Below are 24,672 nucleotides of genomic sequence, written 5' to 3'. Positions count from 1 at the left end.
AAGCCCGGAATCATCATGAACCAGGATTCCCGGGCCATGCACCGCTTGGACGGTACGCGACCTGCTCGACCACCCCTGCGATCTGGCCCAAGCCACCGGCCAGGCACTGGAAGATGATCCTGCCGTGGAGTGCCCGGCCGGGCAGCGCCCTGGCGCCCAGCCCGATCATCCGCTGGCTATTCGGATAAGTTCTTGATCCTGGCGCATTGCGGTGGTCGAATGGTTCCACACGCGCCGGCATCCGGCGGCATAAGGGGCGAGGCAGATGTTCACGGGAATGCTCAGCAATTGCACGGTATCGAATTTGGCCCGGGCCGAGCACTGGTACGCGCGGCTCTTCAACCGGGCGCCGGACCAGCGGCCCATGGACGGGCTGCTCGAATGGCATCTGGCCCCGGGATTCGGAGTCCAAGTCTTCGCGGAGCCCGACCGTGCCGGGTACAGCACGCTGGTCCTGGAAGTGGCCGACCTCGACGCGCAGGCCGCGCGCCTGCTGGATGCGGGCATCGGGCATCACGGCCCGCAGTCCGGCGGCGGAGCACGGATCGTGCAGCTGCAGGATCCCGACGGCAACCGGGTGGTGCTCGCTTCGCCCTTGCCCGGCCTCTCGCGCTGAGCCGGGCATCAGGCTCTCAGGCTTGCTCGGCCAACCAGTCGAAAGACAACGGCAGCAGCTCGCGAATGCCGATGCTGCGCGCCCCGTGCGGGGTATCGACGATGACCCGCAGCCACGGATAGCTATCAGCCATCACCTGGCGGCAGCGCCCGCACGGGCTTTTGATGCCGCGCCCCTGGTTGCCCACCGCCACCACCACCTGCGGATCCCCTGCCCCGGCGGCGCGGGCCGCACCGAAGGCCACCAGCTCTGCACACGGGCCTCCGGTGAAGTGGTAGAAATTCACGCCCGCGTGCATGGCGCCGTCGGCAGCCAGCACCGCGGCGCCCATGGTGTGCACTCCGTCGCCGCCATCGGGCGCGTCGGTTGCTGCCTCAATGGTCCGCCGGGCGAGCTCGACCAGTTCTTCTTCGGCGTCTGCCAGTGCACGATACTGCTGCCGGTGCGGTGTCCCGTTCATTGCTCCAGCCTAGCTGCCCAGTTCCGCAAGCCACGGGTCCCAAGCCTGGCTGGCCATCTCCGCCAGCAGGTCGTAGCCTGCCGCGCGCGGGTGCGCTCCATCATCGGCGGCCACTTGGCGGCGCCACAGCTCATGTCCCGCGAGATCCCCGAGCACGCTGAGATAAGGCACATTCCTCGACACGCACCGTGCCCGCATTTGCGCATCCAGCACGCGCAATTCCGCGTTCAATGCATCATCGGCGATCGGCGGCGGACCGATCATGAGAACCGGCCAACTGCGTTTCTTTGCCGCATCCAGGATGGCCTCGAGGTTCTGGATCCGTTCTCCGGCGGGCACCCGCGGCTTCGCGTCCCAGCGGATCACGTCGTTGACCCCGAAGCAGAGCACTACGCCTGGCGCGTAATCCCCTGGCGGAAAACGTGCGGCGCATTCAGCTTCGAATCGCTGCCGGATCATGGCGCTGGTATCGCCGCGAACACCGAGGTTGTAGCCGGTGAGCCCATGGCCCCGTTCGATTCCCCGGGCGACCAGCCGCCCTGCCCATCCGCGATGGGTTTCATCGCCGACTCCTGCGACGAAGGAATCGCCGACAAAGCACACTCGTACCGCTGAACCCATGATGCCTTTCCGCCTGCTGGCTGCTGCGCCCGGCTAGGCCCAATCTTGCCAAAGGCGCCCAGACGCAGAAAATCCGTTACCCGAACGTGTCGGATAACGGATTTCCAGCAAGGTCCTAGTGGCCTTCGACGCTGCTCTCGTCGAATGGAAGGCTGCCCGCCAGTACGGCCTTGGCCTGGTCCATGTCGATCTCCCTGGTCCACTTGCCGATCAGCAAGGTTGCCACGGCGTTGCCGGTGAAGTTGGTCAGCGCGCGGGCCTCGGACATGAACTTGTCGATGCCCACGATCACGCCCATGCCATCCAGCAGTTCCGGGCGGTGCGACTGCAGGCCGGCTGCCAGGGTGGCCAGGCCGGCGCCGGTCACGCCGGCTGCGCCCTTGGAAGCGATGATCATGAAGACCAGCAGGCCGATCTGCTCGCTCAGGCTCATGGGCATGCCCATGGCCGTTGAGACGAAGAGTGCCGCCATGGTCAGGTAGATGGCGGTGCCATCGAGGTTGAAGGAGTAGCCGGTAGGCACGGTGATGCCCACGACGGGCTTGGACACCCCTGCGTGCTCCATCTTGGCGATCAGGCGCGGCAGTGCCGACTCGGAGGATGAGGTGGAGAAGATCAGCAGGTATTCGCGAGCCAGGTACTTCAGCAGCAGGAAGATGTTCAGGCCGGTGACCAGGCGCAACAGGGAACCGAGGACGATGACGATGAAGAGCGCGCAGGTGACGTAGAAGGCACCCATGAGGATCGCCATCGAGCCGATGGCGGCCCAGCCGGTAGCGCCGACCACGGCGGCAATGGCGCCGAAGGCACCGATCGGGGCAGCCCACATGATCATCATCATCAGGCGGAAGACCACCGCCTGGATGTGCTTGACCCCGTTGAGCACAGGCTCACCGGACTTGCCCATGGACTGCAGCGCGAAGCCGACCAGCAGGGCCAGCACCAGGGTCGGCAGCACGGGGATGTCGCCCGGAATCATTTCCAGCAGGAAGGCCACGGTGGAGTTCTCCCCGCCGCCGGAACCCGACTCGTAGGGCTCGAGCTTCAGCCCCGAACCCGGGTGGATGATGTTGCCGACGACCAGGCCGATGGCCAGCGCAAAGGTGGACATGGTGATGAAGTACAGCAGCGCCAGGCCGCCGACCTTGCCGACGGTTGCCGCCTTGGCAATAGAACCAACGCCCAGGACGATGGTGCAGAAGATGACTGGACCGATCAGCATCTTGATCAGTGCGACGAAGCCGGTGCCCAGGGGCTTGAGGGCCTTGCCCACCTCCGGGGCCAGCAGGCCAACCGCTGCGCCGAGCACCACGGCGGCAATCACCATGATGTACAGCCAGTGGGTCTTGTCTTTTTTCTTCGTTCCGGCCTGCGGCGAATTGCCTGCCGGCGGCATCTGGTCTGTGACAGCCATGGTAGTCCTACCCTTGTGAGCGCATGGAACCGAACCGTGCACCCTCGCACAGCCGGCATTACGTAGAATCGTTCTGTATCCATGGTGCGGTTCGAAGTGATCCGCATCTCCATTGCGTTCATATTGGTCACGCGGTGAACAGTACAAGGACCAGGCAGCCCAAGGAGATGAGCGCAGTGACCGATCATTTCACCGACCTGTCGCTGCCCCGCCCCACCCGCGAGGCCGCTTCCCCCGCACCGCTCAGCCGCGACGGCTGGTCCCTGGCGGTAGTCATCTTCGCCGCCCAGATGCTGGTGGTCATCTTCGTCGTCGTCGGCTTGGCGGTCGCCACCTACCAGCACCAGGCGAAGGTGATCCAGGATGACAAGCAGGCCACGGTGGCCACGATTTCCATCACCCTGGCCAACGATCCTTTCGTGTCCCAGGCCCTGGCCGGCGATCACCCCACCGAGCAGCTGCAGCCCTACACCGACAAGATCCTGGACCGCGGGCAAGGCGTGGATTTCATTACGATCATGACCCCCGATGCCCTGCGCGTCACGCACCCCGAACCCGAGCAGCTGGGCAAGGGATATTCGGGCAGCATCAACCAGGCGCTGGCCGGCCAAACCCACAACGAGGTGGCCGCGGGCACCTTGGGCCTTTCGGTGCGCACCATCGCCCCGGTCTACCACGACGGCGAGCTGGTGGGGATGGTCTCTTCGGGCATCACGCTGGAGAGCCTGGAGTCGATCTACCGCAGCGAACTTCCGCAGATCATGACCGTTTCGGCACTGGCCCTGCTGCTGGCGGGTTTCAGCTCATGGTCCTTCTCCCGCTACGTCAACCAGGCCACGCTCGGCTTCGGCCCGCACGGGCTGCGCCGGCTCTACGCCTTCTACTTCTCGGCCCTGCACTCGGTTCGCGAGGGCCTGGTCCTGCTGGACCGGCGGCACCGCATCGTGCTCTACAACCAGGAAGCTTCCAGATTGCTCGGCTTCCCCGAGGAAGTGCCTTCCGGCGGATTGGACCTCGACCAGGTGCAGGTCCCCGAAACCCTGCGCACCCTGATGGCTACCGGACGCAGCTGCAAGGACGAAATCCATTTGGGCACCCACACCGTGCTGTCCATTTCCCAGGGCCCGGCCCGCCTGACCAACGCGCGATTGCCCCGCCGCGGCGGGCTGCCGGCCCGCTGGTTCGGTTCCCAGCCGGTGACCGGCCAGGTCATGACGCTGCGCGATTTGACCGAAGTGCAGGAACTGGCCGGCGAAGTGCAATCGCTGAAGACCTTCTCCACCGCCCTGCGAGCGCAAACCCATGAGCATGCCAACCGCCTGCACACCATTGCCACGCTGATCGAAAATGGCCAGAGCGACAAGGCGCTGGCCTTCGCGGTCGATGACCGCCAGCATTCGCAGAAGCTCACCGATGCGATCGTGCATTCCATCGACGACGTCTATCTGTCCAGCCTGCTGGTGGCCAAGGCCGCCCAAGCCCATGAGCGCGGCGTGAAGCTCGATATCAACGCGCAGGGCATGATTCCGGGCAATGCCTTTGCCGCCACCGACATCGTCACCATCGTCGGCAACCTGCTGGATAACGCGCTGGATGCTTCGGCGGGCACCCAGGACGCGACGGTATGGGTGGAAGTGGCCGCGGCCGATGACGAGCTGATCATCGCGGTGGCCGATTCCGGCCCGGGCATCGAACCCGAGTTCCTCGATCAGCTGCTGCGCTTCGGGGCCAGCACCAAGGCCGGCGGCCAGCCGCGCGGCCTGGGACTGGCGCTGGTGCAGCAGGCGGTGCTGCGGCTAGGTGGCACAATGGGTGTTGATAACGATGCCGGCGCCATCTTCACCGTCACCTTGCCCTTGAGAATCAGCGACTAGCCCAGGAGGGTACCGTGCACGAATCCACTGCAGCCATGCCCCCGCCGGGCACCGCCTCGCACAGCTTCAAGGTGCTCGTGGTCGACGACGAGCCGCAAACTGCCGCCTCCCACGCCAAGTACGTCAACCGCGTTCCGGGATTCGCCACCGGCGCCATTGCCGCCAACGGCCAGCAGGCGCTCGGGCTCTTGGCCGCGGCCCGCGATGCCCACGATCCCTTTGACCTGGTCCTGCTGGATATGACCCTGCCCGACCTGCACGGCATCGACGTCGCCAAGCGCATGCGCGGCCGCGGGCTGACCACCGACATCATCGCCATTACCGCGGTGCGGGACCTGGCTGTGGTGCGTTCGGCGGTAGCCACCGGAATCACCCAGTACCTGATCAAGCCCTTCACCTTCGCGGCGTTCACCGAGAAATTGGAGAACCACCGGCGGTTCATTTCCGAGATCAGCTCCACCGGCCCGGATACCAGCCAGGCCGCGCTGGATAATGCGTTCTCGGCCCTGCGCACCACCAGCGCTTCCGCATCCCTGCCCAAGGGGCTGATTCCGGAAACGCTGGCGCAGATCACCGACCATCTGCGCAGCAAGCCCGATACCTGCCTGTCAGCGACCGAGCTCGGAGAAGAGCTGGGCATCTCCCGGGTCACCGCCCGGCGCTATCTGGAGCATCTTGCCGAGGTCAAGGCCGTGGTCAAGCAGCCCCGGCACGGCACACGAGGCCGCCCGGAATACGAATACCGGGCAGCCTCGCGCAGCTAGGCCCTGGTTTCCCCTAGGCTTCGGGACGCAGCAGCGGCACCAGCTCGTCGAGCACCGCGGTGTCCTCGATGGTTGACGGGACCGAGTAGTCCTTGCCATCGGCAATCTGCCGCATGGTCTTGCGCAGGATCTTGCCCGAACGGGTTTTGGGCAGCGCCGCCACGACGGTGACTTCGCGGAAGTCGGCCACCGCGCCGATGTGCTGGCGCACCAGCGCGACGATTTCCTTCTTCAGCGTTTCCTCCTGGATCTGCACACCGGACTTGAGCACCACATAGCCGCTGGCCCGTTGGCCCTTGAGCGTGTCGGCCAGGCCGATCACCGCGCATTCGGCCACGGCGGGATGGCTGGCCAGCACCTGCTCCATGGCACCGGTGGACAGGCGGTGCCCGGACACGTTGATCACGTCATCGGTTCGCCCCATGACGAACAGGTAGCCGTCGTCGTCCAGGAAGCCGGAATCGCCGGTGAGGTAGCACCCCTGGATCTGCGAGAGGTAGGTGTCGATGAAGCGCTGGTCGTTGCCCCACAGGGTGGTCAAGGCGCCGGGCGGCAAGGGCAGCCGGACAACGATGTTGCCTTCCTGATTCGCGCCGAGCTGCTCGCCCAGCGCATCGCGGATCTGCACGTCGAACCCCGGTACCGGGGTGGTCGGCGAACCGGCCTTGGCAGGCAGCTCTTCCAGGCCCAGCGGGTTGGACGCGATCGGCCAGCCGGTTTCGGTCTGCCACCAGTTATCCACCACGGGGATGCCCAGCAGCTTCGAGGCGAAGTGGTAGGTATCCGGATCCAGCCGCTCGCCGGCAACGAACAGCGCACGCAGCGATGACAGATCGTGGCTGGCGATCATCGCGCCTTCCGGGTCGGCCTTGCGCACCGCGCGCAGCGCAGTCGGCGCGGTGAACATCGTGGTGACCTTGTGGTCCTCGATGATCCGGCCGAACGCACCGGCATCCGGAGTGCCGATGGGCTTGCCCTCGTAGAGCACCGTGGTGGCCCCCGCGATCAGCGGCGCATAGACGATGTAGGAGTGCCCGACCACCCAGCCCACGTCGGAGGCGGTGAACATGGTGTCTCCCGGATGCACGTCGTAGACCGCGTTCATGGAGTACTGCAGGGCCGTGGCGTAGCCGCCGGTGTCGCGCACCACGCCCTTGGGGGCACCGGTGGTTCCCGAGGTGTAGAGCACGTAGAGCGGGTGGGTGGATGGCACGGAGACCGGCCCGGCCGGCGAGGCGGTCTTCGCCTGCTCATCCCAGTCCAGCCAATTGATCTGCTGGCCGTTGACCGGCTGTGCCTGGTACTCGTCCAGGCCGTGCTCGAAGCCATCGCGGTGGGCAACGATCACGTCCCTGACCGCAGGTTCGGCCAGGCCCAGCGCTTCGGCCACTGCCGGCAGGTATTCGATGCGGCGGCTTGGCTCGATGCCGCCGGAGGCGGTAATGATCGCGACCGGGGCGCAGTCGGTAATGCGGGCCGCCAGTTCCTTGGGCGCGAAGCCGCCGAAGACCACCGAGTGGATTGCACCCAGGCGTGCGCAAGCAAGCATCGCGATGGCCGCCTGCGGGATCATCGGCAGGTAGACCAGCACGCGGTCACCGGCCTTCACGCCGCGTCCGGCCAGCACGCCGGCGAAGATTTCCACTTCGCGCAGCAGTTCGGAGTACGAGTAGGTGGTGGCGGTGCCCAGCATGGCCGAATCGTAGACCAAGGCGGTGCTCTCCCCGCGTCCGGCTTCGACGTGGCGGTCCAGCGCGTTGGCCGAAAGGTTCAGCATGCCATCCGGGAACCAGCCATACAGCGGCTTGCGCGAATCATCCAGCGCAATCCGCGGCGCCTTGTCCCAGTGGATATCCCGGGCAGCTTGCAGCCAGAATGCGGCGGGGTCATTGGTGGCTTGGTCATAGGCCTGGCGGTATTCCTGCACCATGGTTCTCTCCTCCTGGCTCCGGGCATCATCACCCGGCACCTGTGTGGTGGTTGAGGTCGTCCTCTTGGCGTTAACTGTATGAGTACGATCACATCACCGCAACCGCTTTGTATACAGATTTCGAAAAAATACCAAAAGAATTTGGCGCAACTCACATATTTTCGGGTTTCATGTATACACTGGAGCCATGAGAGCAAGCGACAAGGTTTATGAGAGCCTCCGCGCCGACATTGTCGAATGGCGGCTGGCTCCAGGGACCGTCCTGGCCGAAGTGGAACAGTCAGAGCGCCTGGGCGTTTCCCGCACTCCGGTGCGCGAGGCCTTGGGCCGGCTGGTCGCCGACGGCTTGGCGGTTCAGCATCGCGGACGCGGCGCTGTCGTCTCCGAGGTCAGCGAAGACCACGTGGAAGACCTGTTCGTATTGCGCGTGGCATTGGAATGCGCCAGCGCACGCGAAGCTGCCAAGTCCGCGCAGCGATCGGCCTTCACGCAGCTGGCCAGCCGCTTCGAAGCAGCTCTCACGGAGGTGGAGCTTCCCGGATCCCGGGAGTCCTACTACCAGCTGGTGCAGCTGCTGGACGAGTCCATCGACGAAGCAGCTGGCAATAATTACCTGTCCAACGCCCTGCGCACCTTGCGGGTGAACCTGCAACGGGTGCGGCGCATGGCCAAGGACAATCCCGAAAGGCTCAAGGCTTCCGCTTCCGAGCACGCGGCCATCGCCAGGGCAATCGCCAGCGGAAACCCAGAGGTCGCGGCCGCGGCCACCACAGTTCACCTGCACGAATCCTTCACCCACATCATGGCCCATGCGGCCGGATCAGAAAGGCAGTTACCATGATCAACCACCCCGTACGCGTATACCGCTCAGAGGAAAACCTGGCTCGCGAAGACCAGCTGGCACATAAGATCGCCACGGTCGCTGCCGATCCGGTAGAGGTCACCGCAGAAGTGGCCGGCATGATCATTAACCGCATCATCGACAATGCTTCGGTCGCGATCGCTTCGCTGAACCGCGGCCCGATCGTTGCCGCCCGTGCCCAGGCACTGTCGCACGCGCCATCCACCGGCGGTGCCGGCGCCAGCGTCTTCGGCATTTCCGAGAAGGTTTCCCCGGAATGGGCAGCGTGGGCCAACGGGGTGGCCGTGCGCGAATTGGACTACCACGACACCTTCCTGGCTGCCGAGTACTCCCACCCGGGCGATAACATCCCGCCGATCCTGGCGGTTGCCCAGCACACCGGAGCTTCGGGCAAGGACCTGATCCGCGGCATCGCCACCGGCTACGAGATCCAGGTGGACCTGGTCAAGGCCATCTGCCTGCACAAGCACAAGATCGACCACGTAGCGCACCTGGGCCCATCGGCCGCTGCCGGCATCGGCACCCTGCTGGGGCTGGATGTCGAGACCATCTTCCAGGCCGTTGGCCAGGGCCTGCACACCACCACCGCCACCCGCCAGTCGCGCAAGGGCGAAATCTCCACCTGGAAGGCCCATGCCCCGGCCTTCGCCGGCAAGATGGCCGTCGAGGCTGCCGACCGCGCGATGCGCGGCCAGACTTCCCCCGTGCCAATCTACGAAGGCGAAGACGGCGTGATCGCCTGGATGCTCGACGGCAAGGACGCCGCCTACGAGGTGCCACTGCCAGAGGCCGGCGAAGCCAAGCGCGCCATCCTGGACACCTACACCAAGGAGCATTCGGCCGAGTACCAGGCGCAGGCCTGGATCGATCTGGCCCGCAAGCTGCATGGCGAGCACCCGGAGGCCACCGACCCGCAGAACGTCAAGTCGGTGCTGATCAAGACCAGCCACCACACGCACTACGTCATCGGCTCCGGAGCCAACGACCCGCAGAAGTACGATCCAACCGCATCGCGCGAGACCCTGGATCACTCGATTCCGTACATCTTCACCGTGGCCCTGCAGGATGGCGCATGGCACCACGTGGATTCCTACGCGCCAGAGCGTGCCGGCCGCGCCGACACCGTGGAGCTGTGGAACAAGGTGGCCACCGAAGAAGATGCCGAATGGACCCGCCGCTACCACTCGCTGGATATTGCCGAGAAGGCTTTCGGCGGCTCGGTGGAAATCACCTTGAACGATGGCACCGTGATCACCGACGAAATCGCCGTTGCCGACGCGCACCCGCTGGGCGCCCGCCCCTTCGCCCGCGAGCAGTACATCAACAAGTTCCGCACCCTGGCCGCCGGCCTGGTGGACGACGCCGAGATCGACCGCTTCATCGCGGCCGCGGAAAACCTGGAAAATCTGGCCGCCGGCGAATTGGACCAGCTGAACATCGCCGCCGCAGCGGGCGTCATCGACGCCGCGGCCGCACCGAAGGGCCTGTTCTAGCATGCTGTACTCGACCAGGACCCCCGCAGAAAAGCGCCTTGCGCTGCGCGAAATGCTCACCCCGGGCGCTGCCCGCCAGTTCCCCGGAGCGTTCAACCCGCTCTCGGCCAAGCTGATCAGCGAGAAGCAGTTCGACGGAATCTACATCTCCGGTGCCGTGCTGGCCAACGACCTGGGCCTGCCGGATATCGGCCTGACTTCGCTGACCGAGGTAGCAACCCGCGCCGGGCAGATCGCGCGCATGTCGGACCTGCCGGCGATCGTGGATGCCGACACCGGATTCGGCGAGCCGATGAACGTGGCCCGCACCATCCAGGAACTCGAATACGCCGGCCTGGCCGGCTGCCACATCGAGGACCAGTTCAACCCGAAGCGCTGCGGGCACCTGGATGGCAAGAATGTGGTGGATACCGACACCATGCTCAAGCGCATCGCCGCTGCCGCTGATGCACGCATCGATGAGAACTTCCTGATCATGGCCCGCACCGATATCCGTGCGGTCGATGGCCTGGATGCGGCGATCGACCGCGCCAAGGCGATGGTCGATGCTGGTGCCGACGCGATCTTCCCGGAGGCGATGAAGAACGTCGCCGAATTCGAGGCAGTATGCAATGCGGTCGACGTGCCGGTACTGGCGAACATGACCGAGTTCGGCAAGTCCGAGCTGTTCAACCGCCAGGAACTGGCCGATGCAGGCGTCGCGCTGATCATCTATCCGGTCACCTTGCTGCGCAGCGCCATGGGCGCGGCTGAACGCGTACTGGATGCCATCAGCGAGGATGGCACCCAGGCACGCGAAGTGGATAGCATGTTGACCAGGTCACGTTTGTACGAGCTCGTGGACTACGAGGCCTACAACCGCTTCGACACCGGAATCTTCAACTTCCAGGTCCCAACCCTGGACATTGATTCCAACAGCGCGAACCTCTAGGCTCGCAAGCACCTACTACCCCCTGCGCTGGCCGGCACCCGCCGGCCGGCGCGACCCAAAGCATTATTATTCTCCGGCAATGAAGAGGAGCAAGAATGACTGCCACCGAGGAAATCAAGAAGGGCCTGGCAGGCGTCGTCGTTGACTACACCGCCGTCTCCAAGGTCAATCCAGACACCAACTCGCTGCTCTACCGCGGCTACCCGGTCCAGGACCTGGCCGCGAACAAGTCCTTCGAAGAGGTCGCCTTGCTGCTCTGGAACGGCGAGCTGCCAACGCAAAGCGAACTGACCGAGTTCAGCGCTTTCGAGCGGGCCAACCGCGCGCTGGACCCGCGGGTGAAGGCCGCCATCGACCTGCTGCCAGCTGACTGCCATCCCATGGATGTGGGCCGTACCGCCGTCTCGGTAATCGGCGCCAACCACCCGGAGGCCGAGAACTCCTCCCCCGAGGCAGAGCTGCTCAAGGCCAAGGAGCTGTTCGCGGCCTTCCCCGCGGTGGTTGCCTACGACCAGCGCCGCCGCCGCGGCCAGGACGCGGTAGCACCGCGCGGAGATCTGGATTACTCCTCGAACTTCCTGTGGATGGCCTTCGGCGAAGAAGCAGCCCCCGAGGTTGTCGACGCGTTCCGCGTATCGATGGTGCTCTATGCCGAGCACTCCTTCAACGCTTCGACCTTCACCGCCCGCGTGATCACCTCGACCCTCTCCGACCTGCACTCGGCTGTCACCGGGGCGATCGGCGCACTGAAGGGCCCCTTGCACGGCGGCGCCAACGAAGCTGTCATGCATACCTTCAACGAGATCGGCATCGACAAGGAAGAATCCCGCGAGGATGCCGCCAAGCGCGCCAAGGCGTGGATGGAAGAGGCGCTGGCCGCCAAGAAGAAGGTCATGGGCTTCGGCCACCGCGTCTACAAGCACGGCGACTCCCGCGTGCCAACCATGAAGGCCGCGCTGGATCGCATGATCGAGCACTACGGCCGCCATGAGATGCTGGGCTTGTACGACGGCCTGGAGGCAGCCATGGACGAGGCCAAGTCCATCAAGCCGAACCTCGACTACCCGGCCGGCCCTACCTATCATCTGATGGGCTTCGACACCGAGATGTTCACCCCGATCTTCATCGCGGCACGCATCACCGGCTGGACCAGCCACATCTTCGAGCAGCGCGCAGCCAATGCGCTGATCCGCCCGCTTTCTGCTTATAACGGCGTGGAGCAGCGCTCGCTGTAGACACACTTCGACTCCCGGTATTGGCCGCGGGTATGGCACAGCCGTGCCAGCCCGTGGCCATTGCCGTGCCAGCTGCGGAACGGCATCGGCTTGCCGTCGTTGCCCGAAGTTGCAGTCCCAGGCCAATGGGCCTATCGTTTAACGATAGATACATTCCGAAGAACGATAAGGTCTATTGCCATGGGAAAATTCAGCATTATCGGTTTGAAGGTAGTTCTGGCCGTGATCCTGGCGGGCACGCTTTTTGTGCAGCTGTTCATGATCCCGATGATCTTGATCCACGAGTCGCCGAGCAACGGCACCGACAAGTTCTTCCAAGCCTCTTTCCTCGGCTACTTGCTTCTCGCCGGGCTCATCATTGAAACCTGCGTCTACAGCGTGTGGAAACTAGCCACGAGAGTTAAACGCGGCACCGTTTTCGATCCCGCTTCCCTGGGCTATGTAACACCGATCATCATTGCCTTCACGATCGGCGCCCTATCCACTTTTGCCCTCGGAGCGATCTTCGCCGCCAGCACGGAAATTGCACCCGGAGTCGTGCTTCTTGTTGGTGGAGCCGGGGTGCTGATGATCGGCATCAGCATCATCGTGCTTGTACTGCGGCAGTTGCTCGCACAAGCGGCGATGACCGAGGCCCAAGCCGATGCGCTCCGTACCGAACTGGGCGGCGTGATCTAATGGGAATCCGCGTAGATATAGACGTGATGCTGGCCCGCCGCAAAATGGCCGTCGGCGAGTTGGCCGAACGCATCGGCATTACGCCGGCCAACCTCGCGGTGCTCAAGAACGGGCGCGCCAAGGCCGTACGTTTCAGCACCCTTGAAGCCCTCTGCCGGGAATTGGAATGCCAACCCGGCGACCTTTTGATCTTCGAAACCGAACAGGACTAGATGCAGCTCGCTGGCTAGTCCCAGTTCTCGAAGCTGATGCTCTGCACCGAGGTGTTGTCCTGCGCCAGCACGATCTCGACGGTAAATTTCCCGCCGGCTACGAGTTGCGGCAGCCACAACGGGGAATCCTGCCACATCTGTTCCAAGGGCAAGGCGTCCGGATCGGCCCACAGCGGCTCGAGCTCCTCGGTGATGTGCAGCTGGCCCGATGCCTTCCAGGCAATGAAGGTGGCGCATTCCATGTCGGCTGCCGGCTGGGCCGGGAACCGGAAATTGACCTGCGCCGCAGGCTCCAGCTCCTCCGGAGCGAGGAGCAGTCCGGTTTCCTCGCAGAATTCCCGGATGGCCGCTTGCCGCACGCTCTCTCCCTGCTCGATCTTGCCGCCGGGCAACACGATATTGCCCTTGCCGAATCCGCGACGCTTGCGTCCGAGCAACACGTGCAGCCGTCCTTCGCACTCCTGCAGCAGCGCCACGAGGGCTACCTGCTTGGCAGAACGCACTTGGTGGCCGGCGACCACTAGTTCACCCTCGGGTGGGCCAGCTGGTAGGCCTCACGCAGCGAATCCACGGTGACCTTGGTGTAGATCTGCGTGGTGGTGACCGATGCATGTCCCAGCAGCTCCTGGACCACCCGCACATCCGCGCCGCCCTCCAGCAAATGAGTGGCGAAGGAATGGCGCAGCGTATGCGGAGAGACCTCGGTGGAAACCCCGGCGCGCTCAGCGGCCTTCGAAAGCAACAGCCACACCGATTGGCGGGAAAGCCGTCCCCCGCGCTGGTTCAGGAACAACGCTGGAGTTCCCTTGCCCTTGGCGGCTAGCCCGGGACGGGCACGCACCAGATAATCGCTCACCGCACACTGGGCATAACCGCCCACCGGAACGACCCGCTCCTTGGATCCCTTGCCGAACAAGCGCACCACGGCATCGTCGGCAAAGTGCAGATCATCGACGTCCAGGTCCACGACTTCGGAAATGCGCGCACCGGTGGAGTACAAGAATTCCAGAATCGCGCGATCCCTCAGCCCGGCAGGGGTTTCAATGCTCACCGATTCGAGGATCCTGATAACAAGGTCGATGGAGATCGCTTTGGGCAAGGATTGCCCGATAGCCGGAGGCTGGATCTCGCGGGCCGGGTTAGGCGCGCAAATCCCTTCGAGCTCCCAGTACTTGTGCAGTTGGCGGATGGCTACCGAATGGCGAGCGACGGAGCGGGCGCTCAACGGCTTATGCTCTTGGTCCCCGCGGGATAGATCCTGAAGGTAGCCGCTGATGGCCAGCTCGGTAATCTGCTGAGGTTGCGCGACGCCGGCTGCCTGCAGCGCGTCAACGTAGCGAAGCAGATCCCTCCGGTAGGAAGCCAGTGTATTCTCGGCCAGCCCGCGCTCGATCGCCAGATGCTGCAGGTAGCGCTTGAGCGGGGTCTCGAAGTGGCCGCTCATCCTTCGCGCAGGTATGGGTGCACATCGAATGGCTCGTTCGCATCGCGCAGGTCCAAGTACTTGCTGGTACGGGCTGCATGAGCGGCAAGGATCGCGATTGTCGCGGTGGGATTATGGATCTTGCCTGCCAGCACGGCTGCGACGGCTTCCTCCAGCGGCACCCAGGTGCTGATCATTTCAGCTTCCTCCTCGGTACGCTCATGGCGCTGATCGGCGGCAACCAGTTTCGCATCGCGCGCGAGGTAGACTCGCACTGCCTCGGCCGAGGAGCCCGGGCTCAAGAAGACATCGGTGAGGATCGACCAGTGCTCGGCGGTACGATCCGCTTCTTCCCATAATTCGCGCTTGGCAGCTTCCAAAGGTGGTTCTCCAGCCACATCGAGCAGCCCGGCAGGGATTTCCCACAGCCGCATGCCTACCGGGTGGCGGTACTGGTTGACCATCAAGATGCGTTCTTCAGCATCCATGACCAGAACGCATACCGCACCGGGGTGGTTGATGTAATAGCGTTCAATGGTCGCCCCGGATTCGGAGAGCTTCACCGTGTCATGGACGACGTCCCAGATCCGTCCCTCGTACACGGTTTCACGGTTCAGCAATTCACGTGGTGAGAATTCATCGGCTATCGGATGCAGCGGCACGAGGATCGTCCTTCGGTAGAAAAAGCTGGTCGGTATTCTCCAGCTTAAACAGCTACGCGCCGGTCAGTAACGACCGGCTCGCAGTGCCTTCAGAGTTTTACCTCCGGCAAGCTGTATTACTTACTTGCGCAGCTCCAGAGCTGCCTCGACCAGACCTGCAAACAGCGGGTGCGGGCGAGTCGGGCGGCTGGAAAGCTCAGGGTGAGCCTGCGTCGAAACGTAGTACGGGTGTACTTCCCTTGGCAGTTCAACGAACTCGACCAGGTTGCCATCTGGCGAGGTGCCAGCGAAGACCAGGCCAGCCTCTTCGAGCTGCGCGCGGTACGAGTTGTTGACCTCGTAGCGGTGGCGATGGCGCTCCGCAACCTCGGTCTTGCCGTAGGTCTCAGCCAGAACCGATCCCTCAAGCAGCTTTGCGTCGTACAGGCCCAAACGCATGGTGCCGCCCAGGTCGCCCTTGCCTTCAACGATGTCCAGCTGCTCTTCCATGGTCGCGATGACCGGGGTCGAGGTTTCAGGATCGAATTCGGTGGACGATGCATCGGTGAGGCCAGCCATGTTGCGGGCGTATTCGATGACCATCGACTGCAGCCCCAGGCACAGGCCCAGGGTTGGCAGCTTGTTTTCGCGAGCGAAGCGCAGCGCGCCCAGCTTGCCTTCCAGACCGCGGATGCCGAAGCCACCGGGGACGCAGATCGCCTCTGCACCCTCAAGCGCCTTGGCGGCCCCTGCTTCGGTAGCGCAGTCATCTGCTGGTACCCAGCGGATGTTGACCTTGGCGTTGTTTGCGAACCCGCCGGCACGCAGGGCTTCGGTGACCGACAGGTAGGCGTCGGGCAGATCGATGTACTTGCCCACCAAAGCTACGGTCAGCTCGGTTGCGGGGTTGTGCACGACTTCGAGCAAGCGATCCCACGAAGCCCAGTCGACGTCGCGGAACTTCATCTCCAAGGTCTGGACGATGTAAGCGTCCAGGCCCTGGGAGTGGATGACCTTTGGGATGTCGTAGATGCTTGGAGCATCGGCGCAGTTGATCACTGCTTCGGTGTCCACATCGCAGGTACGGCCGAGCTTGGCGCGCATTTCTGCCGGGATTGGACGGTCCGAGCGGATTACCAGCGAATCTGGCTGGATACCGATCGAACGCAAAGCGGCAACGGAGTGCTGGGTAGGCTTGGTCTTCAGTTCATGGCTTGGGCCGATGAATGGAACCAGGGAAACGTGTACGAAGAATGCGTTCTTGCGGCCGATGTCCTGGCGGACCTGGCGTGCTGCTTCGAGGAATGGCTGGGATTCGATATCGCCGACGGTGCCACCGATTTCCGTGATGATCACGTCAGGTGCCGACTTGCCGGCCCCTGGTTCGGTTGCTGCCAAGCGCATACGACGCTTGATCTCATCGGTGATGTGAGGGATGACCTGAACGGTATCGCCGAGGTATTCACCGCGACGTTCGCGTTCCAGAACGGTCGAGTAGACCTGTCCGGTGGTCACGTTGGCGGTACCCGGAAGGTTCTCATCCAGGAAACGCTCATAGTGTCCGATATCCAGATCGGTTTCTGCGCCATCGTCAGTAACGAAGACTTCACCGTGCTGGAAGGGGTTCATAGTACCTGGATCGACGTTCAGGTACGGGTCGAGCTTCTGCATGGTCACTGAGAGACCACGAGCTCGAAGTAGATGTCCAAGGCTGGATGCCGTCAATCCCTTACCCAGGGAAGAGGCCACACCGCCGGTGACGAAGATATGCTTTGTCGTTTCAGACGACCGAGAATCACGAGTTGAATTACGCTGCACCACGGGATTTCATCCTATCACCATTCCAATATTTCGCATCCTCATAAGACTCTAGTGCACCTCCGGCCAATGCCCTAGCATTGCCGTAATTCAGGGGCTCACCAAGACTTTTAGGCTTTCGCCATTTTCTTGGAGGTGAGCGATGACACTAGGTTCTGCGCTTCTTCAAGCAACTCCTCAGCATGCGCCTGCGCCGTGCCGGATTCCTCTTGGCCGGCGAGCATGCGCGCAAGTTCCTTGACGCGGGCTTCCTGATCCAAGCTGATGACATCGCTGGCAGTGTAGCCAGCTCCCGCCTTCGACTTGGCATCTGAATTCTTGATCACACGAATGTGCCGATCCGCATAGGCGGCCACCTGGGGCAGGTGGGTCACGACGATGACCTGCACATGCTTTGCCAGCATCGCCAGGCGCTCGCCAATGGCCACCGCCGCTTTGCCACCCACGCCCTGGTCCACCTCGTCAAAGACGAAGGTCGGCACCGGGTCGACCGCCGCTAGGACGACTTCAATGGCCAGCATGACGCGGGAGAGCTCGCCGCCGCTGGCACCCTTGCCCAGCGGTCGCGGCGAGGCTCCGGCATGCGGGGCCAGCAGCATGGAAATCGCGTCCTGGCCGAAGGCACCTGGTTCTTCCAGTTCCTTCACCTCGATGACGAGCTTGGCATCCGGCATCGCCAGGGCCTTGAGCTCGGCTGAAACCTGGGCGGAGAGCTTCTTGGCAGCCTTGCGGCGCGCATCGGAGAGGTCCGAGGCCAGCGAGGCCACCTTGTGCTCCAATTCAACGACTTCTGTTTCCAGCTCCTCGATGCGCGAGTCATCCCCACCGAGTTCTTCCAGACGGGTACGGGATTCTGCAGCCCAGGCGAGCACCTGATCAATGCTCGGTGCGTACTTGCGCATAAGCTTGTTCAAATCGGCACGGCGGGCTTCGATCTGCGCCAAGCGCTCCGGGCCTTCCTCATCGAGGTCGGCAACGTAGGCGGCAAGATCACTGGAGAGTTCCGAGGCGAGAATGCCCAGTTCCGCTGCCCGCTCCGCGAAGGCGGCCAGCGCAGTGTCATCGTCACTGGCCTGGGCCAGCACGCCGCGGGCGGTCTCCGCCAAGGTGGTAACGCCCGGGTTCTCGAAATCCTCGGAGTCGATGACGGCTTGCGCCTGCCGGCCGGCGGTGCGCAGGGACTCGACATTGCCCAGCTTCATGGATTGCTCGCGCAAGGCTTCGTCCTCGCCCGGCTGCGGATCCAGGGAATCGATCTCGTCCAGCGCCAGGCGCAAGTTCTCTGCTTCGCGAACACGGTTGCGCGATTCGGTTTTGAGCCCCGCCAGCTCCTTGGAAGCCGATCGCCACTGGCGGTAGGCTCGCTGGTAGTTGCTTAGCGTGCGCGACAGCGAGCTGCCAGCAAAGCGGTCCAGGGCATCTCGTTGGGCTACCGGCTCTTTCAGGCGAATCTGGTCCGACTGGCCATGGACGGCCACCAGATCGTGCCCCAGCTCGGCCAGCAGGCCGACAGGGGCGCTGCGTCCGCCGATGGTGGCGCGTGAACGGCCTTGGGCCGAGAGCGAGCGGGAAAGCAGCAGTTCACTGTTCTCCCCCGCTGGTTCGATGAATGCGCCTGCCTGGCCTGCGGCATCGAGCACGTGGTGATCTGGCGGCAAGTGCACCACGGCTTCAGCCAGGGCGTGCTTGGCGCCGTTGCGCACCGCACCGGCATCGGCCCGGCGCCCGAGCAGCAGGGACAAGGCGGTGATCACCATGGTCTTGCCAGCGCCGGTTTCACCGGTGACTACCGTGAGTCCCGGGCCAAGCGGAAGCGTGGCCTCGGTGATCACCCCAAGGTTGGATATCTGGATTTCCTGAATCAATGCCTGCTCCCGAATGTCGAGTTCAAGTCGTACCGTGCGATTTTAGTATATGTGTTCTAACCCTATTTTTCGTAACTATGTTCGAGCGTGTGGAAAGTTTTTCTTCGAGGCCGCTATTCAGTCCTGGTCCTCTGGGCGTCCCACCATGGGAATGCCCGGTTCATCGCGGTAATGCGGATCGACGCTTTGCAGGCCTGGTCCGATCACCGGCAGTGCCGTAGTGGCCGGACGGCGCGCCTCTTCCTTCGCTGGTCCGCGCCAACCGGTAATGGGCAGCTCGAACTTGTTGACCAGGCGCTCGGAAAACGGCGTCGTGTTCAATCGCGCCATGTACACCGGGCGGTCGCTGCGCGTTACTTCCACACGGGCTCCCGGCGGCAGCTCGATGGTGCGCCGTCCATCGCACCAGAGCACGGCCCCGGCATCGGTGCGGGTCAGCATTTCGACGGCCATGATCGAATCCGGGGAAATGACCAGGGGCTTGGCGAACAGTGCGTGCGCGGAGATCGGCACCATGATCAGCGCCGCCACGTCCGGCCAGACCACCGGGCCGCCGGCGGAGAAGGAGTACGCGGTGGAACCGGTAGGGGTGGCCATCACGACACCATCGCAACCGAAGGTGGAGATCGGCCGGCCGTCGACCTCGATCACGACCTCGACCATGCGTTCGCGATTGGCCTTTTCCACCGCGGCCTCGTTCAAGGCCCAGGTCTCGGCGAGGCAGACGTTGTCCAGCCACACCTTGACCTCCATGGTCATGCGTTCTTCCACGGTGTAGGTCTCATTGACCAGCGCTTCCACAGTGGAGGCCAGTTCGCTGCGTTCAGCTTCGGCGAGGAAACCCACATGCCCGAGGTTTACCCCCACCAGCGGCATCGGGGATTCCCGCACCAATTCCGCGGCACGCAGCACCGAGCCATCGCCACCGAGCACCACGCCCATGTCGACGTCCTCGATCTGGCAATCCTCGCCGAGCACCTGTACCGAAGGCACAGCCGCGCCGATCGCTTCGGTCATCGCCAGCTGATCCTTGCCGCGCATCACCGGGATGGCTCCGGCGGCGTTGAGCAGGGCGCAGGTTTCTATGGCCGCGGTGATCGCTTCTTGGCGTCCGGTATGGGTGAAAATCAGGATTCGGCGCAAGGCGGTCGGCCCCTCTCAGCATCGCGAGGTGCAAAATGACCGTGGTTATCGACCACGGCTAAAACACGTCACTACTAAGAATAGTCAACATCCTGCCCGATGCGTGGAACATCGGCAGGCTGTGGATCCGCTCCTGCGGCAAGCCAAAGGAAGAATTCGACATTGCCGTCTTGTCCCGGCAGCGGGCTGCGTGCCAGCCCGCGCAGGTGCAGTCCCGCGGCTTGCGCGCTGGCGACCACCGCTTCAACGGAGCTGCGGCGCAGGGCGGGATCGGTGACCACGCCGGTGCGGTTCAGGTGTTCGCGCCCGACCTCGAACTGCGGCTTGACCATCAGCAGCAGGAAGCCGCCGTCCTTGGCGGCCCCGGCCAAGGCGTCGATCACCAGGCGCAGCGAAATAAAGGACAAGTCGGCTACTACGAGGTCGACTGGTCCCCCAATATCTTCGGGGGCCAGATAGCGGACGTTCAGTCCTTCGTGGACCGTGACGCGGGGGTCTTCGCGCAGCTCGTCGACCAGCTGGCCATGGCCTACATCGGCTGCGACCACAGATTTCGCACCGCGTCGCAACAGCACGTCGGTGAAGCCGCCGGTCGAGGCGCCAGCGTCCAGGCAGTGCAGGCCAGCGGGGTCAATAGTCGTAAAAGCATCTAGGGCTCCGGCGAGCTTATGCCCGGCACGCGAGACGTATTCTTCGCCTTCGCTGGGCACCAGGGCCAGCTCATCGGTGGCGGAAACCTTCTTGGCGGCCTTGGTGGCGGCCTGCCCGTTCAGCAGCACCCGCTGGGCATCGATCAGCTTGGCTGCTTCGGTGCGCGAGCGCGCCAGCCCACGGGTGACAAGTTCTTGATCCAGGCGATTCACGCGCCGTGCTCCGTACGATTCAGTTCTTGCTGCAGGCCGGCGAGCAGTTGCTCATAGATTCCGGCATGCTCGGTAATGTCATGGTCGGCCAGGGAGGACAGCGCCTGCTCCACTGCTGCATCATCCAGCCCGCGAGGGCCAGGGCTCGGAAGAGGATTCTGCGGCTGCATGCTTAGCCCCGGATCTTGCGGAGGGCATCGAGCCCGCGTTCGGTAAACCGGATTTCCGGTTCTTCGTGCCCCGACTGGCGCGGATGGGCCAGCCACCAGGCATGGCAGGCGGCGCGCCAGGCATTCAGATCCTGGTCGCTGCCCGAGACTTCGATCGCGCCGTTATCGACCTTGGCGACCGCGTCGCCGACCTGCACGCCGTAGCCCAGGACCTTGATGGTCGGGTACGGCCGGTACAGATCAGCCATCGAATTGATGAGGTAGTTGGGGCGCTGCTCGACCGGTGCGCCCAATGCGGTGCGCGGCGTGTCCACACCGGTCAGCACCAGTGCGGTGGAGAACCCGGCACGGAAGCCGCCAAGGATGTCGGTATCCAGGCGGTCGCCGACGACCAGCGGGCGCTGGGAATCCAGTCGGTCCGCGGCCCGCGCGAACAGGAAGGATTCGGGTTTTCCCGCCACGCGTGGTTCCACGCTCGTGGCCAGTTTCACCGCATTGACCAGCGATCCGTTGCCCGGGGCCAGGCCCTCGGCGCGCGGAATCGTCAGGTCGGTGTTGGTGGCAACCCATGTGGCGCCGTGATTAATCGCGTAGCTGGCCTCGGCCAGGTTCTTCCACGAGATGTCCGGGTCGAACCCCTGGATCACCGCTACGGGTTCTTCCTTATGGGATTCGACGACTTCCAACCCGCGCACGGCAATGCATTCGCGCAGGTAGGGGGAACCCACCACCAAAACCTTGGATCCCGGATTCAATTCGCGGGCCAGCATCTCCGCACCGGCGTCGGCAGAACCAAAAACCTGCTCAGCGCTGGTTTTCACGCCCAGCTGGCGCAGGTGGGCCGCGACGGACATCGGCGAACGCCCAGCATTGTTGGTAATGAACGCCAAGGTGACATTCACTTCCGCGAGGGTGTTCAGCGACTCCACGGCGTCGTCAATGGCGTTCGGGCCAGCATAGACGACGCCGTCCAAGTCGGAGAGGACGGAATCAAATCCGGAAATCAGCATTCGGTGGTGGTTCCTACTACTTGAGGTATTTGGCTACTACGCCAAAGCTTACTTCGCCGATTCTTCTTCCACGTCAGCTTCGCCAGCTTCCGTGTCGGATTCGATGACTTCGTTCAGGTCATCTTCCTCGTCGATGCCGGTCTGCTCGGCTTCTCCCTCTTCTGCTTCTTCGGCCTCGGCTTCTGAATCTGCTTCTTCAGCGTCGGCATCTGCTTCTTCAGCTTCGGAAGGCTCGATCAGATCCTTGGCGCGCGGGGTTTCCTCTTCCTCATCCATCTCCGGAGCCAGGTCCATGATGAAGGATTCGGTTTCACGCTCGATGCCCAGGGCGCTTTCTGCAACCTCGACCTGAGCGTTCCAGCGCTTCGCGTCTTCTGCTCGGCCGGCAGCCGACAGCAGATCAGCGTAGGCAGTGAACAAACGTGGGCTGAAGGAGAAGGCACGGTTGAAGTTCAGCTGTTCCAGCGACTCCAGCTCAGCCAGAGCCTTATCCAGCTTGCCCAAGTCACCATAGGAACCGGCAGCAACCATCTGCATTTCAACCTTGACGGCGCTTTCCAGATTGGCGCATTCCTCGGACTGGGCGAGCTCGATTGCCTTCTCTGGGCGGCCCAGGCCACGCAGCGAGTCAGCGATCAATGGCAGGTTGTAGTCCGAACCGGAAATACGACGGTGGGTACGCAGTTCGCGCAGTGCATCGGCGTACTTGCCAGCGTGGTAGGCTGCGATGCCAACGGCCTCGCGAACTACCGCGACACGGCCGCCGCGGCGCGATGCTGCCAGGGTGTGCTCGTATGCCAGCTCTGGGTCGTCTTCCAGCAGGCGGCCAGCCATCACCAGGTGCTTTGCGACCCAGCTTGCCGAGCGCTCTTCGAGGTAACGCAGCTGGGCGCGTGCTACGCGGTCCAACTCCTTACCGGTAACATCCTCATCGATATCTGGGGACTGTTCACGATCGGCACGGTTCGAGATGCGAAGATCGCCAGGATTATGTGCACGCGGTGCGTCACCGCGCTTATCGGCAAAGCGGTCTTCACGTGCTGGGTACTCACCCTTCGAGCGACGGTCGTCGGCACGCTTGAAGCCACCTCCACGGTTGTCATCACGCTTGAAGCCACCACCGCGGTTATCGTCACGCTTGAAGCCACCGCCACGGTTGTCGTCACGCTTGAAGCCACCGCCACGGTTGTCATCGCGCTTGAAGCCGCCACGATCGTCATTGCGGAAACCGCCACCGCGGTTGTCATCGCGACGCTCGCCACGGAAGCCACCACGGTCATCATTGCGGAAACCGCCACCACGGTTATCATCACGCTTGAAGCCACCACCGCGGTTGTCATCACGCTTGAAGCCACCGCCACGGTTGTCATCACGCTTGAAGCCGCCACGGTCATCATTGCGGAAACCGCCACCGCGGTTATCGTCACGCTTGAAGCCACCGCCACGGTTGTCATCGCGCTTGAAGCCACCACCGCGGTTGTCATCGCGACGCTCGCCACGGAAACCACCACGATCATCATTGCGGAAACCGCCACTGCGGTTGTCGTCACGCTTGAAGCCGCCACGATCGTCATTGCGGAAACCGCCACCGCGGTTGTCATCACGCTTGAAGCCACCACCGCGGTTATCGTCACGCTTGAAGCCACCACCGCGGTTGTCATCACGCTTGAAGCCACCGCCACGGTTGTCATCACGCTTGAAGCCACCGCCACGGTTGTCATCACGCTTGAAGCCGCCACGATCGTCATTGCGGAAACCGCCACCACGGTTGTCATCACGCTTGAAGCCGCCACGGTCATCATTGCGGAAACCGCCACCACGGTTGTCATCGCGCTTGAAGCCACCACCGCGGTTGTCATCGCGCTTGAAGCCACCACCGCGGTTGTCATCGCGCTTGAAGCCACCACCGCGGTTGTCATCACGCTTGAAGCCACCGCCACGGTTGTCATCACGCTTGAAGCCGCCACCGCGGTTGTCGTCGCGCTTGAAGTCACCGCCGCGGTCAGCATTACGGTCACCGCGGAAGCCACCACGGTTATCGTCGCTGCGCTTGAAATCACTACGGTCGTCGCGACGCTTGAAGCCATCGCGGGAGTTGTTGCGGTTTGAATCTGAGTTCCGGAAGTCGCCTCGTCCGTTGTCGGAGTTACGGCGGAATTCGTTAGACATCTAATGTCCCCTTCAGCGGCTATCTCAATACCGCAACCTTCGTGTTTGCCTTTGCAAATCACTTCACTATTAACTATTCAGCATGCCCTCGAGGCATGTACATCTAAATTCAAGTCTACGGGAGGCACGAGTCATACCATAGGGAAACGGGTCCAATGTGGCAAGACACTCAGTGGCGGCCCTAAGGTTGTCCCCCAGCCATCGACGCATGCGTAGCCGATCGAAGCCTCTTGATAGATTCAACTCTTCTAGAAGGGGTTAACGACAAAAAGGGCCCAGCATGAAACTGAACCCATAGGCTGTAGCAAGTCGATTACCAGGGGACGGGTTAAACAGGTGAGGCCCCGGTACCGAACGGTACCAGGGCCTCAAACCATCTACTCAAGTTAAGTCCGGCGGTGACCTACTCTCCCACACCCTCACGAGTGCAGTACCATCGGCGCAGTGGGCCTTAGCTTCCGGGTTCGGTATGGGACCGGG

General features: G+C 63.3%; 23 protein-coding genes, 1 rRNA gene and 1 pseudogene. 9 read left to right on the top strand and 16 right to left on the bottom strand.

What is annotated here, in order from left to right; all coding sequences use genetic code 11:
- The first annotated feature begins 265 nt into the window (after positions 1-265).
- Positions 266-616 carry a VOC family protein gene (locus AAZQ98_RS14435; protein WP_434693235.1) on the top strand — a complete coding sequence of 117 codons (351 nt, stop codon included), beginning with the start codon at positions 266-268 and terminating at the stop codon, positions 614-616.
- A gap of 16 nt (positions 617-632) precedes the next feature.
- On the opposite strand, the gene AAZQ98_RS14430 is transcribed toward AAZQ98_RS14435, so the two are convergent.
- From AAZQ98_RS14430 to AAZQ98_RS14420, 3 genes are all read right to left on the bottom strand, one after another.
- Positions 633-1,076, bottom strand: coding sequence for a cytidine deaminase family protein (locus AAZQ98_RS14430; protein ID WP_434693233.1), 444 nt, complete (start codon positions 1,074-1,076; stop codon positions 633-635).
- Between the two features lie 9 nt (positions 1,077-1,085).
- Positions 1,086-1,697 carry a GDSL-type esterase/lipase family protein gene (locus AAZQ98_RS14425; protein ID WP_434693231.1) on the bottom strand — a complete coding sequence of 204 codons (612 nt, stop codon included), beginning with the start codon at positions 1,695-1,697 and terminating at the stop codon, positions 1,086-1,088.
- A 115-nt stretch (positions 1,698-1,812) separates the two neighbouring features.
- Positions 1,813-3,111, bottom strand: coding sequence for a cation:dicarboxylate symporter family transporter (locus AAZQ98_RS14420; protein ID WP_434693228.1), 1,299 nt, complete (start codon positions 3,109-3,111; stop codon positions 1,813-1,815).
- A 167-nt stretch (positions 3,112-3,278) separates the two neighbouring features.
- Here AAZQ98_RS14420 and AAZQ98_RS14415 point away from each other — a divergent pair, with 167 nt between their 5' ends.
- On the top strand, positions 3,279-4,985 hold the full coding sequence (locus tag AAZQ98_RS14415; RefSeq protein WP_434693226.1) for an ATP-binding protein: 1,707 nt from the start codon (positions 3,279-3,281) through the stop codon (positions 4,983-4,985).
- A 35-nt stretch (positions 4,986-5,020) separates the two neighbouring features.
- Positions 5,021-5,749, top strand: a complete 729-nt coding sequence (locus AAZQ98_RS14410) for a response regulator (protein ID WP_434693580.1) — start codon at positions 5,021-5,023, stop codon at positions 5,747-5,749.
- A 13-nt stretch (positions 5,750-5,762) separates the two neighbouring features.
- Here the strand turns inward: AAZQ98_RS14410 and AAZQ98_RS14405 are convergent, their stop codons facing one another.
- A complete protein-coding gene (locus tag AAZQ98_RS14405) occupies positions 5,763-7,679 on the bottom strand; it encodes an AMP-binding protein (RefSeq protein WP_434693224.1) in 1,917 nt (638 codons plus the stop codon).
- 187 nt (positions 7,680-7,866) lie between these two features.
- Here AAZQ98_RS14405 and AAZQ98_RS14400 point away from each other — a divergent pair, with 187 nt between their 5' ends.
- The 6 genes from AAZQ98_RS14400 to AAZQ98_RS14375 all read left to right on the top strand — a co-directional run bounded on the left by AAZQ98_RS14400 (position 7,867) and on the right by AAZQ98_RS14375 (position 13,090).
- Positions 7,867-8,520 carry a GntR family transcriptional regulator gene (locus AAZQ98_RS14400; RefSeq protein ID WP_105659037.1) on the top strand — a complete coding sequence of 218 codons (654 nt, stop codon included), beginning with the start codon at positions 7,867-7,869 and terminating at the stop codon, positions 8,518-8,520.
- The gene (locus AAZQ98_RS14395) at positions 8,517-10,034 is read left to right on the top strand and encodes an MmgE/PrpD family protein (RefSeq protein WP_434693221.1); all 1,518 of its coding nucleotides are present in this window, start codon (positions 8,517-8,519) and stop codon (positions 10,032-10,034) included. The genes AAZQ98_RS14400 and AAZQ98_RS14395 overlap by 4 nt, the downstream gene beginning before the upstream one ends.
- A gap of 1 nt (position 10,035) precedes the next feature.
- The gene (gene prpB, locus AAZQ98_RS14390) at positions 10,036-10,965 is read left to right on the top strand and encodes a methylisocitrate lyase (RefSeq protein ID WP_332487338.1); all 930 of its coding nucleotides are present in this window, start codon (positions 10,036-10,038) and stop codon (positions 10,963-10,965) included.
- Positions 10,966-11,060: 95 nt separating this feature from the next.
- Positions 11,061-12,200, top strand: a complete 1,140-nt coding sequence (locus AAZQ98_RS14385; protein WP_434693219.1) for a bifunctional 2-methylcitrate synthase/citrate synthase — start codon at positions 11,061-11,063, stop codon at positions 12,198-12,200.
- Between the two features lie 180 nt (positions 12,201-12,380).
- Positions 12,381-12,878 (top strand): DUF2975 domain-containing protein, encoded by a 498-nt coding sequence (locus tag AAZQ98_RS14380; RefSeq protein WP_105662543.1) that lies wholly within the window; start codon positions 12,381-12,383, stop codon positions 12,876-12,878.
- Entirely contained in the window at positions 12,878-13,090 is a 213-nt protein-coding gene (locus AAZQ98_RS14375) for a helix-turn-helix domain-containing protein (RefSeq protein WP_105659032.1), read from the top strand. The genes AAZQ98_RS14380 and AAZQ98_RS14375 overlap by 1 nt, the downstream gene beginning before the upstream one ends.
- Positions 13,091-13,104: 14 nt before the next feature.
- Here AAZQ98_RS14375 and AAZQ98_RS14370 read toward each other — a convergent pair whose 3' ends face one another.
- The 12 genes and pseudogenes from AAZQ98_RS14370 to rrf form a co-directional block, all read right to left on the bottom strand.
- Positions 13,105-13,611, bottom strand: coding sequence for an 8-oxo-dGTP diphosphatase (locus AAZQ98_RS14370; RefSeq protein WP_434693216.1), 507 nt, complete (start codon positions 13,609-13,611; stop codon positions 13,105-13,107).
- On the bottom strand, positions 13,611-14,534 hold the full coding sequence (gene xerD / locus AAZQ98_RS14365; RefSeq protein WP_434693213.1) for a site-specific tyrosine recombinase XerD: 924 nt from the start codon (positions 14,532-14,534) through the stop codon (positions 13,611-13,613). Before xerD ends, AAZQ98_RS14370 begins: the two co-directional genes overlap by 1 nt.
- Positions 14,531-15,175 (bottom strand): NUDIX domain-containing protein, encoded by a 645-nt coding sequence (locus AAZQ98_RS14360; protein WP_434693210.1) that lies wholly within the window; start codon positions 15,173-15,175, stop codon positions 14,531-14,533. The genes xerD and AAZQ98_RS14360 overlap by 4 nt, the downstream gene beginning before the upstream one ends.
- 120 nt (positions 15,176-15,295) lie before the next feature.
- Positions 15,296-16,975 carry a CTP synthase gene (locus AAZQ98_RS14355; RefSeq protein WP_332487349.1) on the bottom strand — a complete coding sequence of 560 codons (1,680 nt, stop codon included), beginning with the start codon at positions 16,973-16,975 and terminating at the stop codon, positions 15,296-15,298.
- A gap of 107 nt (positions 16,976-17,082) precedes the next feature.
- Positions 17,083-18,837, bottom strand: coding sequence for a DNA repair protein RecN (gene recN / locus AAZQ98_RS14350; protein WP_434693208.1), 1,755 nt, complete (start codon positions 18,835-18,837; stop codon positions 17,083-17,085).
- Positions 18,838-18,954: 117 nt separating this feature from the next.
- Positions 18,955-19,980 (bottom strand): NAD kinase, encoded by a 1,026-nt coding sequence (locus tag AAZQ98_RS14345; protein WP_105659026.1) that lies wholly within the window; start codon positions 19,978-19,980, stop codon positions 18,955-18,957.
- A gap of 74 nt (positions 19,981-20,054) precedes the next feature.
- Positions 20,055-20,843, bottom strand: coding sequence for a TlyA family RNA methyltransferase (locus tag AAZQ98_RS14340; protein WP_400290589.1), 789 nt, complete (start codon positions 20,841-20,843; stop codon positions 20,055-20,057).
- Positions 20,840-21,013, bottom strand: coding sequence for a hypothetical protein (locus tag AAZQ98_RS14335; protein WP_332487355.1), 174 nt, complete (start codon positions 21,011-21,013; stop codon positions 20,840-20,842). Before AAZQ98_RS14335 ends, AAZQ98_RS14340 begins: the two co-directional genes overlap by 4 nt.
- A 2-nt stretch (positions 21,014-21,015) precedes the next feature.
- Entirely contained in the window at positions 21,016-22,023 is a 1,008-nt protein-coding gene (locus AAZQ98_RS14330; RefSeq protein WP_434693206.1) for an HAD-IIA family hydrolase, read from the bottom strand.
- A 48-nt stretch (positions 22,024-22,071) separates the two neighbouring features.
- Positions 22,072-22,932: a hypothetical protein gene (locus AAZQ98_RS14325; protein WP_434693579.1), complete on the bottom strand. Its 861-nt coding sequence runs from the start codon at positions 22,930-22,932 to the stop codon at positions 22,072-22,074.
- A gap of 105 nt (positions 22,933-23,037) precedes the next feature.
- Positions 23,038-24,192 (bottom strand): annotated as a pseudogene (locus AAZQ98_RS14320) (hypothetical protein); the annotation flags it as partial.
- A 390-nt stretch (positions 24,193-24,582) separates the two neighbouring features.
- Positions 24,583-24,672, bottom strand: a 5S ribosomal RNA gene (gene rrf / locus AAZQ98_RS14315); the annotation flags it as partial.

It is taken from the genome of Glutamicibacter sp. Je.9.36, assembly GCF_051129975.1.
GTDB lineage: Bacteria > Actinomycetota > Actinomycetes > Actinomycetales > Micrococcaceae > Glutamicibacter.
This window is presented reverse-complemented; position numbering and strand designations above follow the sequence as displayed.